19 protein-coding genes, 1 riboswitch and 2 other annotated features (1 of these 22 cut by a window edge) are annotated in these 18,596 nt (G+C 31.5%); of the genes, 16 read left to right on the top strand and 3 right to left on the bottom strand.

Annotated elements, in window-relative coordinates; translation table 11 throughout:
• Nucleotides 1–59 precede the first annotated feature (59 nt).
• The 7 genes from B5E75_RS02635 (at nt 60) to B5E75_RS02605 (ending at nt 8,078) form a co-directional block, all read left to right on the top strand.
• Nucleotides 60–947, top strand: coding sequence for a site-specific integrase (locus tag B5E75_RS02635; RefSeq protein WP_162607622.1), 888 nt, complete (start codon nt 60–62; stop codon nt 945–947).
• 70 nt (nt 948–1,017) lie between these two features.
• Nucleotides 1,018–2,508, top strand: coding sequence for an LCP family protein (locus B5E75_RS02630; protein ID WP_087357245.1), 1,491 nt, complete (start codon nt 1,018–1,020; stop codon nt 2,506–2,508).
• 130 nt (nt 2,509–2,638) lie between these two features.
• Complete coding sequence (locus B5E75_RS02625) at nt 2,639–3,535, top strand: nucleotidyltransferase family protein (RefSeq protein WP_087357244.1); 897 nt, start codon at nt 2,639–2,641, stop codon at nt 3,533–3,535.
• 38 nt (nt 3,536–3,573) lie between these two features.
• Entirely contained in the window at nt 3,574–3,987 is a 414-nt protein-coding gene (locus tag B5E75_RS02620) for an IS1096 element passenger TnpR family protein (protein WP_087357243.1), read from the top strand.
• A gap of 229 nt (nt 3,988–4,216) precedes the next feature.
• Nucleotides 4,217–6,073, top strand: a complete 1,857-nt coding sequence (locus B5E75_RS02615) for a hypothetical protein (protein WP_087357242.1) — start codon at nt 4,217–4,219, stop codon at nt 6,071–6,073.
• A gap of 126 nt (nt 6,074–6,199) precedes the next feature.
• Nucleotides 6,200–6,499, top strand: coding sequence for a phasin family protein (locus tag B5E75_RS02610; RefSeq protein WP_087357241.1), 300 nt, complete (start codon nt 6,200–6,202; stop codon nt 6,497–6,499).
• Nucleotides 6,483–8,078, top strand: a complete 1,596-nt coding sequence (locus B5E75_RS02605) for an ABC1 kinase family protein (protein ID WP_087357240.1) — start codon at nt 6,483–6,485, stop codon at nt 8,076–8,078. Before B5E75_RS02610 ends, B5E75_RS02605 begins: the two co-directional genes overlap by 17 nt.
• Nucleotides 8,079–8,084: 6 nt before the next feature.
• Here B5E75_RS02605 and B5E75_RS02600 read toward each other — a convergent pair whose 3' ends face one another.
• Nucleotides 8,085–8,708: a Crp/Fnr family transcriptional regulator gene (locus tag B5E75_RS02600; RefSeq protein ID WP_087357239.1), complete on the bottom strand. Its 624-nt coding sequence runs from the start codon at nt 8,706–8,708 to the stop codon at nt 8,085–8,087.
• Between the two features lie 87 nt (nt 8,709–8,795).
• Here B5E75_RS02600 and B5E75_RS02595 point away from each other — a divergent pair, with 87 nt between their 5' ends.
• From B5E75_RS02595 to B5E75_RS14520, 4 genes are all read left to right on the top strand, one after another.
• Nucleotides 8,796–9,647 carry a YitT family protein gene (locus tag B5E75_RS02595; protein ID WP_087357238.1) on the top strand — a complete coding sequence of 284 codons (852 nt, stop codon included), beginning with the start codon at nt 8,796–8,798 and terminating at the stop codon, nt 9,645–9,647.
• A 148-nt stretch (nt 9,648–9,795) separates the two neighbouring features.
• Nucleotides 9,796–10,359, top strand: a complete 564-nt coding sequence (ahpC, locus tag B5E75_RS02590; protein WP_087357237.1) for an alkyl hydroperoxide reductase subunit C — start codon at nt 9,796–9,798, stop codon at nt 10,357–10,359.
• Nucleotides 10,359–11,963 carry an FAD-dependent oxidoreductase gene (locus B5E75_RS02585; protein WP_087357236.1) on the top strand — a complete coding sequence of 535 codons (1,605 nt, stop codon included), beginning with the start codon at nt 10,359–10,361 and terminating at the stop codon, nt 11,961–11,963. Before ahpC ends, B5E75_RS02585 begins: the two co-directional genes overlap by 1 nt.
• Nucleotides 11,964–12,035: 72 nt before the next feature.
• Entirely contained in the window at nt 12,036–12,212 is a 177-nt protein-coding gene (locus B5E75_RS14520) for a hypothetical protein (RefSeq protein WP_162607621.1), read from the top strand.
• Between the two features lie 8 nt (nt 12,213–12,220).
• Here B5E75_RS14520 and B5E75_RS02580 read toward each other — a convergent pair whose 3' ends face one another.
• Complete coding sequence (locus B5E75_RS02580; RefSeq protein WP_087357235.1) at nt 12,221–12,922, bottom strand: DUF2238 domain-containing protein; 702 nt, start codon at nt 12,920–12,922, stop codon at nt 12,221–12,223.
• Nucleotides 12,919–13,419, bottom strand: a complete 501-nt coding sequence (locus B5E75_RS02575) for a DNA-deoxyinosine glycosylase (RefSeq protein WP_087357234.1) — start codon at nt 13,417–13,419, stop codon at nt 12,919–12,921. The genes B5E75_RS02580 and B5E75_RS02575 overlap by 4 nt, the downstream gene beginning before the upstream one ends.
• A gap of 144 nt (nt 13,420–13,563) precedes the next feature.
• Nucleotides 13,564–13,684: riboswitch (FMN riboswitch) on the top strand.
• Nucleotides 13,685–13,747: 63 nt separating this feature from the next.
• Between B5E75_RS02575 and B5E75_RS02570 the strand changes: the two genes are divergently transcribed.
• The 5 genes from B5E75_RS02570 to aroF all read left to right on the top strand — a co-directional run bounded on the left by B5E75_RS02570 (nt 13,748) and on the right by aroF (nt 18,500).
• On the top strand, nt 13,748–14,356 hold the full coding sequence (locus B5E75_RS02570) for an ECF transporter S component (protein WP_087357233.1): 609 nt from the start codon (nt 13,748–13,750) through the stop codon (nt 14,354–14,356).
• Nucleotides 14,357–14,366: 10 nt separating this feature from the next.
• Entirely contained in the window at nt 14,367–15,008 is a 642-nt protein-coding gene (locus B5E75_RS02565) for an ECF transporter S component (protein ID WP_087357232.1), read from the top strand.
• A gap of 10 nt (nt 15,009–15,018) precedes the next feature.
• Nucleotides 15,019–15,495: a pyridoxamine 5'-phosphate oxidase family protein gene (locus tag B5E75_RS02560; RefSeq protein ID WP_087357231.1), complete on the top strand. Its 477-nt coding sequence runs from the start codon at nt 15,019–15,021 to the stop codon at nt 15,493–15,495.
• Between the two features lie 124 nt (nt 15,496–15,619).
• Nucleotides 15,620–17,167, top strand: coding sequence for an LCP family protein (locus B5E75_RS02555; protein ID WP_087357230.1), 1,548 nt, complete (start codon nt 15,620–15,622; stop codon nt 17,165–17,167).
• Between the two features lie 29 nt (nt 17,168–17,196).
• Nucleotides 17,197–17,444, top strand: a binding site (T-box leader).
• 36 nt (nt 17,445–17,480) lie between these two features.
• Nucleotides 17,481–18,500, top strand: a complete 1,020-nt coding sequence (aroF, locus tag B5E75_RS02550; protein ID WP_087357229.1) for a 3-deoxy-7-phosphoheptulonate synthase — start codon at nt 17,481–17,483, stop codon at nt 18,498–18,500.
• A gap of 89 nt (nt 18,501–18,589) precedes the next feature.
• Nucleotides 18,590–18,596: a binding site (T-box leader), on the top strand (it continues 242 nt past the right edge of the window).

Here is an 18,596-nt window from a genome sequence, read left to right as displayed (position 1 = left end):
TAAATGAATATACTTTACGAAAAGGTAGAGATATGATAGTAAAAAGGAGGAAAGTGAAAATGACGTTTAGTGAGTTAAGTATGATTTGGCTGACATATAAGAGCTATACAATAAAAAAAACATCGTTTATCCAATATAAACGAATCATTGAAAACTATTTGAATGTATATCTTGGTGAGATGAATGTATATTATTTTACTATTCAAGATATATTAGAATGTATTGAAAAAATGAAAATACATTTATCTTGTAAAACTTTACAAGATAATATTGTAGCCTTAAAAGGAATTATTAAATATGGAAATATGTTAGGATATTGTCAAATTCCTATAGAAGGGATTCCTAATATTAAATATTCTAAAAGAGAAGTTCAAATATTAAAAGATTATGAATTAGAATTAATAGAAAAATATATTTTTCATAATTTAGATGAAAAAAAGACTGGTTTAATTATATGTTTATATACTGGTATGAGATTAGGTGAAATATGTGCTTTAAAGTGGGAAGATATTGATTTGAAAAATCAGAAAATAAAGGTTAATAAAACAATTCAAAGAATTAATGATAATGGAAAAAGCTATACTATAATAGGAGCACCTAAAACAAAATATTCTTATCGTGTGATTCCTATTAATCCAATACTTTTACAATTTTTAAATCAATCAAAAAAAGAGAAGGGCTTTATACTCACTGGAAATGAAAAATACTTAGATCCACGTAGCTATCAATATTATTTTAAGAAGATACTTAAAGAACTAAATATTCAGGATTATAAATTCCATGTTTTAAGACATACTTTTGCGACAAAATGTGTACAGTGTCAAATTGATGTGAAAAGTTTAAGTGAAATATTAGGTCATTCATCAGTAACAATTACTTTAAATACATATGTCCATTCATCTTTTGAAATGAAAAAAACGGAAATGGTCAAGTATAAATTATTTTAAAGATTGACATATTCTTGAAAAGTTCACATGAATATGCTACCATGTGAAAGATGAAGAAAAGAGGGATAAAATGGCAAAACATTCAAAAGGTAGTCTTGTTTCTAAAATTACTTCATGGCAAGTTATATTAGGAATTCAAGCTATTGCTTCTTTATTATTGATTGGACTTGTTTTTAAACTCAATGCTTTACCATTATTATATACAATGGTATTAATTGGTATTGTTGTTTTGTTGGCTCTCATAACGTTTTTATTGATGAAGCCATCAAAAATTCAGGGTAAAGGAAAGATTAGAAATATTATTGGAAAAGTGATTAGTTTATTATTATCTGTTTTTTTAATGCTAGGATCTTTATACATAGCACAAGGAAATTCAGTGATTGATGCAATTTCTGGTGCTAATACAAAAACAACAAGAATTTCTTTAGTTGTTATGGCTGATAGTGATTATCAAGAAGTTTCTGATTTAAAAAATCAAACAATTGAAGCTAATTTAGATGATGAAGATAATGCTAAATATATGAATGAAGCAATTGAAGCATTAAATAAAGAAGAATCAACTATTCAGGTTAATAATGCATCAAGTTATGTAGATATGGCTAATGATTTGTATGATGGAAAAACAAAAGCTATATATATTAATGAAGCAAACTATGGGATGCTGGAAGAAGAACATGATACGTTTAAAAATGATACAAGAATCATTTGGTCTTATGATATTGTAGAACAGACAAAAGATATTTCTAAAAATGTCAATGTTACAAAAGAAGTCTTTACGATTTTTATTAGTGGAATTGATACGACAGGACCAGTTTCAACGGTTTCACGTAGTGATGTAAATATGTTAGTGACAGTAAATCCTGAAACAAAACAAATTTTAATGACAAGTATTCCTAGAGATTATTATGTTACATTAACAAATAAAGGAAAGAAAGATAAATTAACACATGCTGGATTAGGTGGAGTTGAAAATTCAGTATCAACAATTGAAAACTTTATGGGCATTGATATTAACTATTATGCAAGAGTTAATTTTACATCACTTATTGAAATGGTTGATGCTTTAGGAGGAATTACAGTTTATTCTCCTGTTGCCTTTACAACATTACATGGTGGTTATCAGATTCATAAAGGAAATAATGAAATGGATGGAGATAAAGCATTAGGATTTGTAAGAGAGCGTTATGGTTTATCTGGTGGTGATAATGATCGTGTTAAAAATCAGCAACGTGTTTTAACAGGTATGTTAAAGAAAGCTATGTCACCTGCAATTTTAACAAATTATTCAAGTGTATTAAGTTCTATTGAAGGTTCATTTGAAACAAATATGTCTGCTGGAGAGATTACTGACTTAATTAAAATGCAGTTGAATGATATGGCATCATGGGATATATATCAAATTCAATTAACAGGAAATGGTCAAATGATGACAGGTGGAGCTTATATGCCTAACAATAGACTGTACTATATGATTCCTAATGAAAACAGTGTAAATGAATGTGCATCACTTATTAAACAAATGATGAATGGTGAAAAAATAAGTGTTGAACAAAGTGAATAAAATTATTGAAAGGGGTGTCTTCTGATGCCTCTTTTTGTTTAGTTTTTGTTAAATTATGTTTATTTTGTTGTGATAAAGTCAATAAATTGATATAATTATTTTCGAGAAATAATTTAAGGAGTTGAATAATATGAATAATGTTACACTTGTCGTAATGGCGGCAGGAATAGGAAGTCGATTTGGAGGTGGAATCAAACAGTTAGAACCAGTAGGACCAAATGGAGAAATCATCATGGATTATTCTATTTATGATGCTTTAGAAGCTGGATTCAATAAAGTTGTCTTTGTCATTAGAAAAGATTTAGAAAAAGATTTTGATGAAATCATTGGTCAAAGAATGAAGAAAAAAGTACATGTTGAATATGCCTTTCAAGAAATAGACGATATTCCTGAACAATATAAGGATAAATTTACAGGACGTACAAAACCTTGGGGAACTGGACAAGCCATTTTAGCTTGTAAAGAACTTGTTCATGAACCGTTTCTTGTCATTAATGCAGATGACTATTATGGTAGAGAAGCTTATCAGGAAGCTTATCGTTATTTGACACAGGAACATCCTAAAGATCCAATGCCAATATGTATGGTTGGATTTATCTTGAAAAATACATTAAGCGATAATGGTGGAGTGACAAGAGGTGTATGTCAAGTCAAAGATGACCAATTGGTAGATATTGTTGAAACACATAATATTGAAAAGATTGATGGAAAAGCAATAGTAGAAGGAAAAGAGATAGATTTGGATTCAGCAGTATCAATGAATATGTGGGGGTTATATCCAGAATTCTTTGATATTCTAGAAAAGGGATTTGATGATTTTCTAGCAGAAACAGTATCTGATAATCTTAAAGCTGAATATTTGTTACCAACGATCATAGGTGATTTATTACATAACAATAAAGCCAAAGTCACAGCATTAAAATCACATGATGAATGGTTTGGTGTAACATATAAAGAAGATAAAGATTATGTCAAAGACAATATACAATTATTAGTGGAGAAAGGATTATATCCACAAAAACTTTAAAACCATAGTGTTGCTATTTTATAGAAAAGAGGTATATGATGAGTACACAATATTCTATAAAGGTCTATCCTGAAGGTAAAGGACGTGATGTCTATCGAAATATTGAAATCTGTGGGGATGAAACATTAGATCAATTATGTAAGACTATCTTAGATGCTTTTGATTTCATAGATGAGCATTTATATGAATTTTGTATGGATAATCATCAACATAGTACTGATGCATATTATGCAACTATGATGGAGCAAGAACCATCAACGGATATCGCTCTTGATGAGCTTGGACTTTATAATGGTCAGAAATTTTTACTTCATTATGATTTTGGGGATGACTGGATATTTCATATTAGAGTGTTAAATATTATTGAAGTCAAGGAAAGTTTTGAGCCACGTATTATCAAATCTAAGGGATATATTTCTCAATACCCTGATTATGATGATTGGTATGAATAAAATTTATGATGAGAGCAAGATATGAGATTTATCTTGCTTTTATTTTGTTGTAGATTATATTTCAAATGAATACGATCAATGAAGATTATTTTTTTAAAAATGAAATTTCATTGACAAAAATACACGAGGGGGGGGGTACTATATTTATAGTAGAATACAAACAATAATAAAGAATGGTTCTGGTGCTTTGTTAGTTTTTATTTTACTGAATATTATGGGAGGATATACAATGAAAAAGACAAGAAAAATTTTAGCATTAGGTTTGTCATTTGTCATGATGCTTGGACTTTGTCTAACTGCTGGAACTGCATATGCAGCAGGTGATGTTGCTTTTAAGGAAGTTTCTACTGCTGAAGCATTTAAAGAGGCATTTGAAAACGAGACAGATGGTGAAATTCGAATAACGGGTTCTTTTACTATTACTGAACCTATGGAAACTAATCCAATACCAAAGACAATTATTGATGAAAGGGCAAATCCAGGTACGGGTTATTTGGCTAATCTGATAAATATTGATAGTCAAGAAGAGTATGAATTTAATGATGTCACTTTTGTAGCGAATACTAAGACAAAAAACTTACTATCAATTAATGGTGGAGCGAACGTGACTATTAGTAATTCTACATTTGATCATGAAGAAGCGAGTGCTGGAGCACCAGTGATTATTAATCAATCCGAAGCATCTTTTACTGGTGTTAATAAGATGTCTTTAGGACAAAATTCTTGGTATGGTATTAATGTTGATGGAAATCTTGCAAAGGCTTATTTTAGTGATGGAACAATTGATTGTCAAACACTTGACAACAACCCTACTCAATCAGTCGTATGCAGTGAAAATAATGCTTTAGTTTCTTCATTGAAGTTATCTGTTGTAGAAACAATAGATAAAAATGGAAAAGAACAACATGCATTTGTTAATGCAAATGATTTGGTTGATTTTGTCAATGCAAAACATAATCAAGGTCAAGATGTAACGGTTGTTCGTCTCAGAGAAGATATTCAATTAAAAGAAACGTTTAACATTAATGAACCAATGGCAATCTATGGTGAGGGCGGTGCATTTGTTGCTGATAATTTCACGACAAAAGATAATGTTATCACTGTGACTTCAGATGGTGTTGAATTAAATACTCTCAAGATTGTCACTGATGAATCAACAAAGAGTGGTTTACATATTTATGGTGTCGATGTTAAAACTGATGGATTAGAGATTGATAACAGAAAGACTGCAGGTGGAGCTGCTATTGTATTGAATGGTGGAAAACTTGAATTAAATGCGTTGACAATATTACAATTAGGGGAAAACTCTTGGGGTGGAATTAATATTGATAACAGATTTGGAACAGAACCAACATTAACGGTTGCAAAAAACGCATCAATCGTTATTACATCACCAAAAAATTCTGTAGGATTATATTATGTTGATGCTGATAAACAAGATTCAATTTTATTAGAAAATGTAGTGAATTTACCAGAAACTGTTACAGTTACTATGAATAATAAAGAAGTGACTGTTAATAATGGTGTGATTACAGAACCAACACAACCAACTGATCCAACGACTCCAGTCGAAGATTCAAAACCAGAACAAGAAACAATTACAATTACAATGAAAGCTATTGTTGATGGTAAAGAAGTCAACTTAGAAGAATTAGGTTTAACATTAGAAGATACTCAAATTAAAGGAATTGCAAAAGGATCAGTTTTAAGTGAAGCTGATTTAAAAGAATTAGATTCAATGAAAGATGGTTTCAACTTTGAAGGATATACATTTAAAGGATTCTTCTTAGATGTTGAAGGAACACAAGTTTTAAAAGCAAATGTACCATTTAATGAAGATACAACAATTTATATGATTTGGGATAAAAATATTGATGTAACTGTAACTCCAAATCCAGAAGATACAGATAAACCAGTTCAAGATACAACAAACAAACCAGAACAAAAACCTGCTGAAAGTGATAAAACAGTGAAGACAGATGATAATTCACAAACTATTTTATATGGTTTAATGCTTTCTTTATCTGTTGTAGGAGCTGGAATTGTCGTTCTTAATAAAAAAAGAGAAAAATTATTAAATAAATAATGAGTTTATGGGCGATATATAATCATGAGATATGATTTGTATCGCCTTTTTTATTTCACGTTTTGTTAAACTACACATTTGTAGAAATTCGTAGTAAAATAGAGATATCAAAGGAGGAATTTTGTTATGAATAATTGGAGTGAAGATTTAAAAAAAGTATTATTAGCTGGTATTGGTGCTGTGGCAGTGACAGCTGAAAAATCTAAAGAAGTTGTAGAAGATTTAGTAAAAAAAGGTGAATTAACTGTTGAACAAGGAAAAGTTTTAAATGAAGAATTAAAACATAATGTTGCTCAAAAACTAAGAAAACCTATAACTGTAGAAACAGTAGAAAAAGATTTACAGGAAATGGACGTAGAAGATTTAGAAGCCTTAAAAGCAAAAATTGAGGCATTACAAAAAGCAAAGAATGAAACAAAAGAATAGTTTAAGTACAAAACGTCGACTTGCTCAAATTCTGGCAATACTGAGAAAACATCATCTGGCTAAAGGCATTGATCCTGTTAAATTTAGAATGATTTTAGAAGATTTAGGTCCAACATTTGTTAAGATAGGTCAAATTATGGCTTCCAGACAGGATATGTTTTCTCAACGTTATTGTCGAGAGCTGGTGAAATTAAGAGATAATGTTGCTTCAATGAGTATAGAAACAGTCAAAAGTGTTATTAAAAATGAATATCATCAAAAATTAAGTGATGTTTTTTTAGAATTTGATGAGATTCCTTTAGGAAGTGCTTCGATTGCTCAAGTTCATAAAGCAACATTAAAAGATGGTCGACATATTGTTGTGAAAGTTCAACGTCCTGATATTTACGAAATGATGGAAAGAGATATTTCCTTGATTCGTAAAGCTGTAAAGATTCTTAAGTTAAATGATGTACTTGGAAGTGTTGTGGATTTAAATATTGTTTTAGATGAATTCTGGCATACTGCTAAGGAAGAAATGGATTTTTTAAATGAGGCTCACTATGCCAGAAAATTTGCTTATTTACATCAAGATATTCAATATATTGAAGCACCGCTGATTATTGATGAATATAGCACGAGCAAGGTTTTAGTGATGGAATATATTGATGGTTTTGAAATAGATGATCGTATTCATTTAATGGAAGCAGGATATGATTTAAGAGAAATTGCTGCAAAACTAGCTGAAAATTATATTAAGCAGATTGTAGATGATGGATTTTTTCATGCTGATCCTCATCCAGGTAATTTAAGAGTTCGTGATGGAAAGATTGTCTGGATTGATTTTGGTATGATGGGTATTTTGAATCGTGCTGATAAAGATTTGATGAAGGACGCTGTTTTAGCGATTGGACAAAATGATACGCAAAAACTGGTTGATGTGATTTTGACTTTAGGTGAACATGATAATCGTATTGATTATGCTTTGTTTTATGATAATATAGAAACTTTTATGAAACATTATGTAACAGTTGATTTAACAGATATCAACTTAGGAGATGTTGTACAAGAAATCTTTGTGATTGCTCATAAACATCGTATCTCTATGCCAAAAGGTGTCAGTATGTTAGCAAGAGGGTTAGTCACTATAGAAAGCACTGTCATGCTCATTGATCCCCATATTAGTATTATAGAAATTGCGGCTAATCATGTTGCAAATCATCTTTCTTGTCATTTAGATTATCAAAAAGAATTGACCAATGCGATAAAAAATCTTTATAGTGCTTCACAAAATATGTTACATATTCCTGCTCAATTATCCGATGTCATGCGTATGATCATGAAAGGGCGACTCAAAGTTAATCTTGATATGATGGAATCAAGTGTACCTATGAATGCTATTAACCATATGGTTAATAAACTTGTCGTCGGTATTGTCAGTGCAGGTTTATTGATGGCAAGTAGTTTATTGTGTACAACACAAATGACACCAAAAGTTTTTGGAATTCCAGCCTTAGGTTTTATTGGTTATATGACAGCTGTTGGATTAGGCATCTGGTTATTATTGACGGTTTTAAAAGAAAGAAAACAAAAGAAATAACTGTATTCACTTATGTAAAAGCGAATACAGTTTATTTTTATCTTTAATCACTATGGTTTTATATTGTAATAAAATCATTTTTTCTTTTTCAAATTCATTTAAGACTTTTGTCACTGTAACACGTGATAATCCCAGTAATGAAGCCATTTCCTCATGAGTATAAGAAATTTCCTGTTGCTGATCGTATTGTATTTGATCTAATAGGAAAGCCGCTACCTTTTCATAACGATTATAAGTATAGGATCTTTTCATCATAGCCGTTAAATAATCACATGTTTTAGACATGGATTGCATAATAAAAATCATTAATTCTTGGGATTGCTGACAATAGAGATAGAGTTTTTCAGGATAACAGGCAATGAGTTGAACATCCTGTAAAGCTTCTACTGTTGTAGGACGTTTGGAATGAGGAATCAAAGCAGATTCACCAAAAATTTCACCACTTTTTAAAATATCAACAGTGACTTCCTTGCCATTAGAATTCATCACATAGACTCTGACTTTTCCTTTAATAATCAAGTAAATAAGATCAGCATCGTCTTCTTGCATATAAATTAAGTCTGTTTTTTGATAGTTTTGTATTTGACCTGCTTTTTTAAAATAAAGGTAACATTCTTTTTTTAATTCCATTGACTTCACCACTTTTCTTTCTAATTGTAACATAGATTACATTTTAAAAAAAGAAGATATGATAAAGTCTTGTTCGGGGTGAAGAATATGAAACAAAAAATCTTAAATCTGGTTTATATCATTATTGGAAATATTTTTATTGCTCTCGCAGTCAATACACTCATTTTAGAAAATCATATTATCGTTGGAGGAACTTCTGGAATAGGAAATGTATTAAATCATTATTTCAATATTCCTGTTTCATTAAGTGTTGGATGTTTAAATGTCTGTTTGTTTTTAGTTGGACTCTTTTTCATTGGAAAAAAATTCGCCATGACAACATTGCTTTCCACATTCCTCTTTCCAATTATTTTACAATTCTTTGAAACACACTCAATGTTTCACCATTATTTAGAAGATCCTTTATTGGCAGCTATTTTAGCAGCCTGTCTGGTTGGCGTTGGTATTGGACTCATTTTAAAAGCTAATGCTTCTACAGGTGGGGTTGATATTTTAGCCATTCTTCTTAATAAGAAATTTGGTTTTCCTGTACATATTGTCTTAAATTGTATTGATTTATCTATTCTTGTTTTACAATTTACGTTTAATGATACAACACATGTGATTTATGGAATTATGATTGTCATGATTACAGCTGTCGTGTTAAATAAAACATTGACGCAGGGAACAAGTTTAGTTCAATTGACTGTTATTAGTGATCATTATGAAGATATTAAACAATCTATTTTACATGAATTTGATGCAGGAGTCACACTCCTTGCCAGTGAAAAAGGTTTTACACAAGAAAATTCTAAATTATTATTATCTGTTTTACCTTATCGTAAGCTACCTGCCATTAAAGCAAAAATTCATGAAATTGATCCCGTTGCCTTTGTGATTGTATCTCATGTAGAAGAAGTAGGAGGAAAAGGTTTTACATTAGAAAAAAGAAATGCTTAAAGCTCAAATGAGCTTTTTTTGTTTATAGTGCATATTGTTTGCATAAAAAAAAGTTGTATGTTAAACTGCATATAGTTAGTTAAAGCTAACTATAATGAATCGTATAAAAAAGATAAAAATGTTTAAAATACAATAGGAGGTAGAAACGATGTCATTAATTGGAAAAGAAATCAAAGAATTTAAAGCACAAGCTTATCAAAATGGAGAATTTAAAGAAATTACAAAAGAAAATCTTTTAGGAAAATGGAATGTTTTATTTTTCTATCCTGCCGATTTTACTTTTGTATGTCCAACAGAATTAGAAGATTTAGCAGATAAATATGAAGAATTTAAGAAAATCAATTGTGAAATTTATTCAGTATCATGTGATACACACTTTGTTCATAAAGCATGGCACGATACATCTAAACGTATTCAAAAAATTCAATATCCAATGTTAGCTGATCCAACAGCCACTTTAGCAAAAGATTTGGATGTTTATATTGAAGCTGATGGATTGGCTGAGAGAGGAACATTTATTTTAAATCCAGAAGGAAAAGTTGTGGCTTATGAAGTGATTGCAGGAAATGTAGGACGTAATAGTGATGAATTATTAAGACGTGTTCAAGCTTCACAATTTGTTGCTGAACATGGAGATGAAGTTTGCCCTGCTAAATGGCAACCAGGTGAAGAAACATTGAAACCATCACTAGACTTAGTAGGAATGTTATAATGGCAAAAGTTTATGATGCAATTGTTGTTGGAGGAGGCCCAGCTGGGCTTTCTGCAGCAATCTATCTTGCTCGAGCAAAATATAGTGTTCTTGTCTTAGAAAAAGAAAAAATAGGTGGACAAATCACTATTACATCAGATATTGTCAATTATCCGGGCGTTTTAGAAGATTCTGGTGAAGGACTGACTCAAAAAATGCGTCAACAGGCTGAAAGATTTGGAGCCTCTTTTCAAAAAGCAACAGTAAAAAAGCTGATATTAGATCAACCTATCAAAAAGATTGAAACCTCTCAAGGCGCTTTTGAATCAGTTGGTTTAGTTTTAGCCACAGGAGCCCATCCACGTCAATTAGGTTTTCCGGGTGAAAAAGAATTTCAAGGCAGAGGTATTGCTTATTGTGCCACATGTGATGGAGAATTTTTTGAAGGATGTCCATTATTTGTTATTGGTGGAGGCTTTGCGGCATGTGAGGAAGCTATCTTTTTAACACAGTATGCTTCAAAAGTGACAATGATTGTCAGAGAAGAAGATTTTACATGTGCCAAGACAATTGCAGATGAAGTCCGTGTCCATGAGAAAATAGATGTTATTTTTGAAACAGAAATCATTGAAGCTGGTGGAAATGAAACTTTGGAATATGCTGTTTTTAGAAATAACAAAGATCAATCGATTTGGCGATATGATAACAAACAGGAACGCTTTGGAATCTTTATTTTTGCTGGATATGTCCCTGAAAATGCTTTGTTTCAAGACCAGTTAACTTTAAACTCACAAGGATATTTAATGACTGATCGTCATCAAAAAACAAGTTTAGACGGTGTTTATGGAGCTGGAGATATTTGTGAAAAAGATTTACGTCAAGTTGTTACTGCTGTTAGTGATGGGGCAATTGCTGCAACATCTTTAGAAAAATATATCACAGCTACAAAAGAAAAACATGGGATTGAAACAATCGCTTATCAAAAACATTTATCTTATCAAGAATCAAAAACACCACAAGACACATCTTTGTTTATCAGTCATGATATCCGTCAACAGTTAAAACCTGTTCTAGAAAGATTAACAAAAGATGTTTACATTAGAGGACAACTGAAAAAAGATGATTTTTCTTTAGAAATCAAAAATTTCATGGAAGAAATAGCTTCTTTAAGTGATAAGATTCATATATCCTATCAAGAAACGAATGCTCAACCTTGTATGATTTTATGTGATGTCAATAAACAAGATACAGGTGTGCATTACTATATGGTACCTGGTGGTCATGAATTTAATTCCTTTATCTTAGCTATTTATAATGCCGGAAGTCAAGGACAACCATTGGATGAACAAATCATTCATCAAATCAAAACTCTTGATCGTCATTCTATTCAAGTTTTTGTATCTTTATCATGTACTATGTGCCCAGAACTTGTTCAAGCCACACAACGCATAGCTTTACTCAATCACAACATTCAAACATCTATTTATGATTTATCTCATTTTCCTCAATATAAGGAACAGTATAAAATCATGAGTGTTCCATGTATGGTCATTGATCAACAACATGTTTTCTTTGGAAAGAAAAAGATTGAAGATATGATTGAAATATTAAAAAAACTTCATTAATTGAAGTTTTTTTAGTTGAATGCCCTAGACAATATTTGATTGAAAACATAGATTATGATGAGGTGAAGAAAATTGAATTGGAATGATAATCAGTATGAAATGTATGATCCCAATTATCAACGTGTAGTCTTTCATCCTTATATCTGGTGGTTCTTTTTTCCACCCCATATGATGCCACCAGCTTATCCACCAAGACCTCCACGTCCACCGGGACCACCGCCAGGACCACAACCAAGAGAATATATGTAAAAAGGCACTTATGTGCCTTTTTGTGATACTTTTTGTTTCTTTTCCAGTTTTCTATACTCAATACAGGCAACACCTATAGCTCCGGCTAAATCTAACATCAAATCTTTCATTGTATCATTTAAAGCATCATGTCCCTGTAATGGAATATCATCTTCATCATATAATGTTGAACGGGTAGATTCCATGTATTGTTGATTATTTGTATGAAAAATATCATCGACTGTATATTCTCCAATCTCCCAGATAGCACCAATCGCCAATGCAACACTCACAACAATCAAACTCATAAATAAAGGTGATACAGAAAGGGGAATGGTAAATTCCTTGTCAAGATATTCAATCACAATAAATCCCACATAAGCAATCACAACACCGGAAAAAGCATGTAAAACAGAATCCCAATAAGGAATACGTCCATAAAAATTAAAAACATCTCCTAAAATAAAACCACTAAAAGCAAATGTTATTAAGACAAAATCTAAAAGATAGGGGATTTTAAAGTGATAAATCTCTTGAATAAAAGCAGGAATACGTAAAACAAATAACATGGCTAATAATTGAACAATTGTAAAAATTAAACGTCCTTTATTATTTTCACGGGTCAATAATAAATATAAGGCAATTCCTAACATCAAAACAACAAGCCAGAAAATAAATTTTCTTGCGATAATCAAATAATAGGGTTTTCTTTCTTTTAACTTTGTTTTCATAAAACTTCCTTTCCTTCTTCTTGACAAATGATTTTCCAGCTATCCAACAATCTTTCTAATGAATATGCAGCATTAGCAGGTGAAGTGGATGGCAAACATATATCTTTGATTCCAGTTATAGGATAACAATATTGACTATATAATTGATGTGCTTTTTTTCCATTTGTGTAAATATATTGAATATGTGTCTGTTTTAAAAGTGATGTTATATCATTGACTTTGACATTTTGAATAGAACTATCACTTGAACCTTGTATATCACAACTTTGTATCACATCCCATAAAGCAATATGATGCTTTAATAAAAAATCTTTTTTATCCTCAATCGTTAATAAAGGTGCATGATGATATAATAAGGCGCAAATCTTCCAAAAACGATTTTGTGGATGATGATAAAAAAACTGTGCTTCCCTTGATTTAACAGAAGGAAAAGATCCTAAAATTAATATTTTTGAATTATGATTATATATAGGTTGGATGTTATGATGTGCAAGCATTAAATGACCTCGCTTTCTTTTTTGATTATCTCTATTATGAAACATATTTATATATTTGACAATCTTTATTTACAAAGGAGATAAAAAGGTATATGATTAATACATAGATGATGTCAATTCTATAACCGGTTTTCAAAACTGAATAAACGTCTTTGTGGCAGGGTGTAAGTCCCTACCGATGGTGAAAGTCCATGACTCGCTTAACAGCGACTGATCTGGTGCAATTCCAGAACCGACGGTATAGTCCGGATGAGAAAAGACAACTTCTATGCGACTTAGACATTTTTTGTGTTTAAGTTATTTTTTTTAGAAAAAAGGAGATAGAAGAATGAAAACAAAAAAATTGAATGTCAAAAAAATTGCTTTAATTGGAATGTTAGGAGCGTTAGGTGGCATCTTAATGATGTTTAAAACACCACTACCTTTTATGCCCCCTTTCATGGATTTTGATTTGGCTGCTTTACCAGAAATTATAGGTGGTTTTGCATTAGGTCCACTGGCAGCTGTGATGATTGTGGCAGTGAAATTACTTGTGAAGCTGGCTATTTTAGGAACAAGTACAGCCTTTGTTGGAGAACTTTCTAACTTTATTGTCAGCTGTGCCTATGTTTTACCTGCTATCTGGATTTATGATCATCATAAAGAAAAGAAATCTGCTTTAAAAGGTATGCTTGTTGGGACAGTGATTTGTACATTAACAGCAGTGATATCTAATGTTTATATGATTATTCCATTTTATGTCAATATGATGGGATGGTCATTAGATACAATTATTTCAATGTGTCATGCTGTTTGTCCATTAGTCAATAATATTTGGACACTTGCATTATTTGGTGTTGTTCCATTTAATTTAATCAAATGTGGAGTCACATCAGTGATTACATTTATTGTCTATAAGAAAATCAGTACACCATTAAAACAATTTGCCAGAGAATAGAGGTGTCCCTATGAAATCCAAAAAAATAACAACCGTAGGTATTCTTTGTGCATTAGCCATGATTTTAAATCTCTTTGCCTTTATTCCGCTTGTTCCTACAGTGACATGGTTAACCTATGATCCTAAAGATATTATTATCGTTATTGGAGGATTTATCTATGGACCAGCAACATCACTGATTATGAGTGGTATTTGTTCAGTATTAGAAATCATGATCAAAGGTGGAACGATTTTAGATGTGGTTATGAATATGATTTCAACTTGTTCTTTTGCTTGTGTGGCAGCTGCTATTTATAAACATAAACATACAAGACAAGGTGCTATGATTGGTTTGATTGCAGGAGTTATGGTCACTGTTTTGAATATGACCATCTGGAATTATATTGTGACACCCATCTATTATGGAATGCCTAGAGAGGCTGTTGTGGCATTGTTGTTGCCGGGTATTATTCCTTTTAATTTATTAAAAGCTGGTTTAAATGCTGGAATCACTTTGCTTTTATATAAAAGTCTTGTGACCATTTTAAGAAAAATGAATTTTGTAGAAACGGGAACACAAAGTTTACAACATTCCCATTCTCTTGTTTGGGTTGGACTTTTTATGACGATAACGATTCTTTGTATTATACTTGCTATGCAAAATATGATTTAGGAGAGAAACGATGAACTTTACAGAAGCAAAACAATATCTTTTTGATAAATTAGCACCATCAAAGATTATGGCACTGGCATCAAGTGTTCATGATTATGTCATGGTGAGAAATGTCAGTTGTTTGATTTATAATGATGCGATTTATTTTAAAACAGATAAAAACTTTAGAAAGACAAAACAACTTTATGAAAACCCTCAAGTTGCTTTATGTTGTGGGGGTATTCAAGTAGAAGGACGAGCAGAAATACTAGGCTTAGTTATTGATGAGCCAGATCGTCAGTTTGAAAAACTTTATCAAAAATATTTATGGGGTAGCTATAATGCTTATAGTCATGAACAAGATGAAATTCTTGTGAAAGTGACTCCTTCATTTGTCGAAATATGGGATACAGATAAGAAAAATCAGGCTTTTCAGATCTTTATTGATTTTGATAAGGAAACAGTCGAATATAAGCCATATGATGAAAAAAATAGTGGGTTGAAATAAAACCTACTTTTTTTCATGAAAAGTTCACAAGCATTTTCTATAATGATGATGCAGTTTTCCTTTGTAATTCATGGAATAGTGTGTATAATGGTAATGTTAGAATTGAAGTGAAAAGAGGGATTAAATGAAAAAGTTTTTCAAAATATTACTTTCTAGAAGATTATTATTGATTATTACGCTCATTGCGGCTATCGTTTTTACGTTTGTTGCATATGAGTTAAGTATACTACCATTAAAATATTTTATACCATTGATTATTGTTATTTTTTTGATGACATTTCTTTTATATCGTTTATCCAGAGATAAAAATGATTCTCATCCTGTAAAAGTGGCAGTGATGAAACTGATCAATATTATTTTAGCTATTGTGTTAATTATTGCATCATGGTCTTTAATGAAAGGTTCAAACTTTATTTCTGCTATTACGGGTGGAAGTGAAGAAATTATTGAGATGGATGTTGTTGTATTAAAAGATTCATTCTATGATACGATTGATGATTTAAAAGGGCAGTCATTTGGTGCCCTTCATGGAGATGCTGTTAATATTAATAAGACGGAAACAATGATTGAAGATGATATCGGTGATATTACAGTGACAAATTATGCAAGTAATAATGAATTGATTGAAGCTTTAATGACAGAGGAAATGAGTGCTATTATTGTTAAAAATGTAGATTTAAAAACTTTTGATTCCATTGAAGAAAACTTCAATGAAAAAATAAGAATTATTCAAAAATATGAAATCAAGTTACCTAAAGTGACTGCCAATAGTGCAAAAGTGACACAAGAACCTTTTATTGTCTTTATTAGTGGACGTGATCAAAAAGGACCTATTAATACATTCTCATTATCTGATGTTAATATGATTGCAACGATTAACCCTACAACAAAACAAATTTTATTAGTTAGTATTCCTCGTGATTATTATGTTGATATTCAAGGAATTGATGGTGTCATGGGAAAAGATAAGTTGACACATAGTGCAAAAGGTGGTATTGATGCGACAATTCAGACTGTAGAAAATCTAATGGATATCAAAATGAATTATTATGCGAAATTCAATTTTACTTCATTTTTAAATGTCATTGATGCTTTAGGTGGTATTGAAATTGATGTTCCTCAATATGATGTTATTGGTAGAGATGATGGTGTCTTTGTGACACGTTTAGATAAGTATACAATTAAACCGGGAAAACAGACATTTGATTCTAAACATGCTTTATCTTTTGTACGTGAAAGATATGCTTTTGTGGATGGCGATGAAATTCGTGGGAAAAATCAGATGTTGATGTTGAAGGCGATTATCAAGAAATGTTGTTCACCAAGTTTAATTACAAGTATGGATAGTGTATTTGAATCATTATCAGATAGTTTTGAAACAAATTTAAGTGCCAGTGATATTAAATCTTTAATTAATATGCAAATTAGTGATATGGCATCATGGGATGTTCAATCTTTCCGTTTGACAGGAGATGCTTCGCAGCGTACATTAGAACTGGCAACAGTAGGTGATGTGACATCTGTTAATCCAAATGGTGTTTATGTCACACAACCAGATGAACAGTCAATTGCTAAGGCAAGAGAGTATATTCAAAAGGTTATGAATAATGAAATTGTTAAAGTCGAAAGTGAAACAACTAAGCAAACAGAAACAAATACAACAAATGAATAGATTTATATTAAAAAGTATGTTATGATATAACAAATACAAGGAAAAGAAAGAGTAAATGGAGAGTCTTAGACGTAGAGAGTTCTTGGCTGGTGAAAAAGAAATCAAGGCACCATTGAATACATCTTGGAGTAGGTGGCTGAAAGAAAAGTAGGCTTACACGGGAATGCCCGTTACAGCATCAGAGTATGAACCTGTTGACAGGCGTACTTGATAAGGCTTATATAGTGATATATAAGTGAAGTAAGGTGGTAACACGATCGTTCCTCTCGTCCTTATGATGGGAGGAACTTTTTGATTATAAGGAGGAAGAAAGATGATTATTGTTTTAAAACCAGATACAAATGAAAAAGATGTGAAAGAATTAGTAAATAAGGTTGAAAGTTTTGGATTGGTTGCTCATGTTTCCAAAGGAGAAGAAACAACTGTCATTGGAATGGTAGGAGATGTTACAAAGGTTGATCCTAAACAACTAGAAGTGTCACCCGTTGTTGATCATGTGATGCGTGTCAGCGAACCTTATAAGTTGGCAAATCGTGCCTTCCATCCTGAAGATTCCATTATTGATGTCAGTGGAGTCAAAGTTGGTGGAGATCATCTGGCGTTGATAGCGGGTCCATGTTCAGTTGAATCAAAGGAACAGGTCATTGCGATTGCCAGAGAAGCCAAAGCTGCTGGAGCGAATATGTTAAGAGGGGGAGCGTTCAAGCCTAGAACATCACCTTATGCCTTTCAGGGAATGGGAACAGCAGGATTGGATATCTTAGTGGCAGCGAAAAAGGAAACAGGATTGCCAATTGTATCTGAATTGATGAGTGCTGATTATATTGATGAATTTAATGAAAAAGTTGATCTGGTTCAGATTGGAGCCAGAAATATGCAAAACTTTGATCTGTTAAAAGAAGTAGGAAGAAGATGTACGAAACCGATATTATTAAAAAGAGGATTAAGTGCAACATATGAAGAATGGATCATGAGTGCAGAATATATCATGGCAAGTGGAAATCCCAATGTGATTTTATGTGAAAGAGGAATCAGAACATTTGAAAGCTATACAAGAAACACATTGGATTTACAGGCGATTCCAGTTATCAAGCGATTGACACACTTACCTATTATTATTGATCCATCTCATGCCGGAGGGAAATGGTGGCTGGTAGAGCCAATGGCGAAAGCTGCGGTAGCTGCAGGATGCGATGGATTGATGATAGAAGTGCATAATGACCCAGAACATGCTTTATGTGATGGACCACAATCATTAAAACCAAAAAAATATACAGAACTGTTAAGACAGGTTAAAGGCATTGGAGAAATTGTTGGAAAACATGTACAATAGAATAAAAAGATAAAATTAAGGAAATATAGAAAAAAGATTGACTTTTTTGTTTTTATCGCATAATATATAAGCATATAAAAACTACTGTTATAAATA

Source organism: Massiliimicrobium timonense (assembly GCF_002160865.1).
Lineage (GTDB): Bacteria > Bacillota_I > Bacilli_A > Erysipelotrichales > Coprobacillaceae > Allocoprobacillus.
This window is presented reverse-complemented; position numbering and strand designations above follow the sequence as displayed.

Bases quoted from the DNA above. Each gene is read 5' to 3' on its own strand.
- B5E75_RS02635 (WP_162607622.1), top strand. From the start codon at position 60: ATGACGTTTAGTGAGTTAAGTATGATTTGGCTGACATATAAGAGCTAT.
- B5E75_RS02630 (WP_087357245.1), top strand. From the start codon at position 1,018: ATGGCAAAACATTCAAAAGGTAGTCTTGTTTCTAAAATTACTTCATGG.
- B5E75_RS02625 (WP_087357244.1), top strand. From the start codon at position 2,639: ATGAATAATGTTACACTTGTCGTAATGGCGGCAGGAATAGGAAGTCGA.
- B5E75_RS02620 (WP_087357243.1), top strand. From the start codon at position 3,574: ATGAGTACACAATATTCTATAAAGGTCTATCCTGAAGGTAAAGGACGT.
- B5E75_RS02615 (WP_087357242.1), top strand. From the start codon at position 4,217: ATGAAAAAGACAAGAAAAATTTTAGCATTAGGTTTGTCATTTGTCATG.
- B5E75_RS02610 (WP_087357241.1), top strand. From the start codon at position 6,200: ATGAATAATTGGAGTGAAGATTTAAAAAAAGTATTATTAGCTGGTATT.
- B5E75_RS02605 (WP_087357240.1), top strand. From the start codon at position 6,483: ATGAAACAAAAGAATAGTTTAAGTACAAAACGTCGACTTGCTCAAATT.
- B5E75_RS02600 (WP_087357239.1), bottom strand. From the start codon at position 8,708: ATGGAATTAAAAAAAGAATGTTACCTTTATTTTAAAAAAGCAGGTCAA.
- B5E75_RS02595 (WP_087357238.1), top strand. From the start codon at position 8,796: ATGAAACAAAAAATCTTAAATCTGGTTTATATCATTATTGGAAATATT.
- ahpC (WP_087357237.1), top strand. From the start codon at position 9,796: ATGTCATTAATTGGAAAAGAAATCAAAGAATTTAAAGCACAAGCTTAT.
- B5E75_RS02585 (WP_087357236.1), top strand. From the start codon at position 10,359: ATGGCAAAAGTTTATGATGCAATTGTTGTTGGAGGAGGCCCAGCTGGG.
- B5E75_RS02580 (WP_087357235.1), bottom strand. From the start codon at position 12,922: ATGAAAACAAAGTTAAAAGAAAGAAAACCCTATTATTTGATTATCGCA.
- B5E75_RS02575 (WP_087357234.1), bottom strand. From the start codon at position 13,419: ATGCTTGCACATCATAACATCCAACCTATATATAATCATAATTCAAAA.
- B5E75_RS02570 (WP_087357233.1), top strand. From the start codon at position 13,748: ATGAAAACAAAAAAATTGAATGTCAAAAAAATTGCTTTAATTGGAATG.
- B5E75_RS02565 (WP_087357232.1), top strand. From the start codon at position 14,367: ATGAAATCCAAAAAAATAACAACCGTAGGTATTCTTTGTGCATTAGCC.
- B5E75_RS02560 (WP_087357231.1), top strand. From the start codon at position 15,019: ATGAACTTTACAGAAGCAAAACAATATCTTTTTGATAAATTAGCACCA.
- B5E75_RS02555 (WP_087357230.1), top strand. From the start codon at position 15,620: ATGAAAAAGTTTTTCAAAATATTACTTTCTAGAAGATTATTATTGATT.
- aroF (WP_087357229.1), top strand. From the start codon at position 17,481: ATGATTATTGTTTTAAAACCAGATACAAATGAAAAAGATGTGAAAGAA.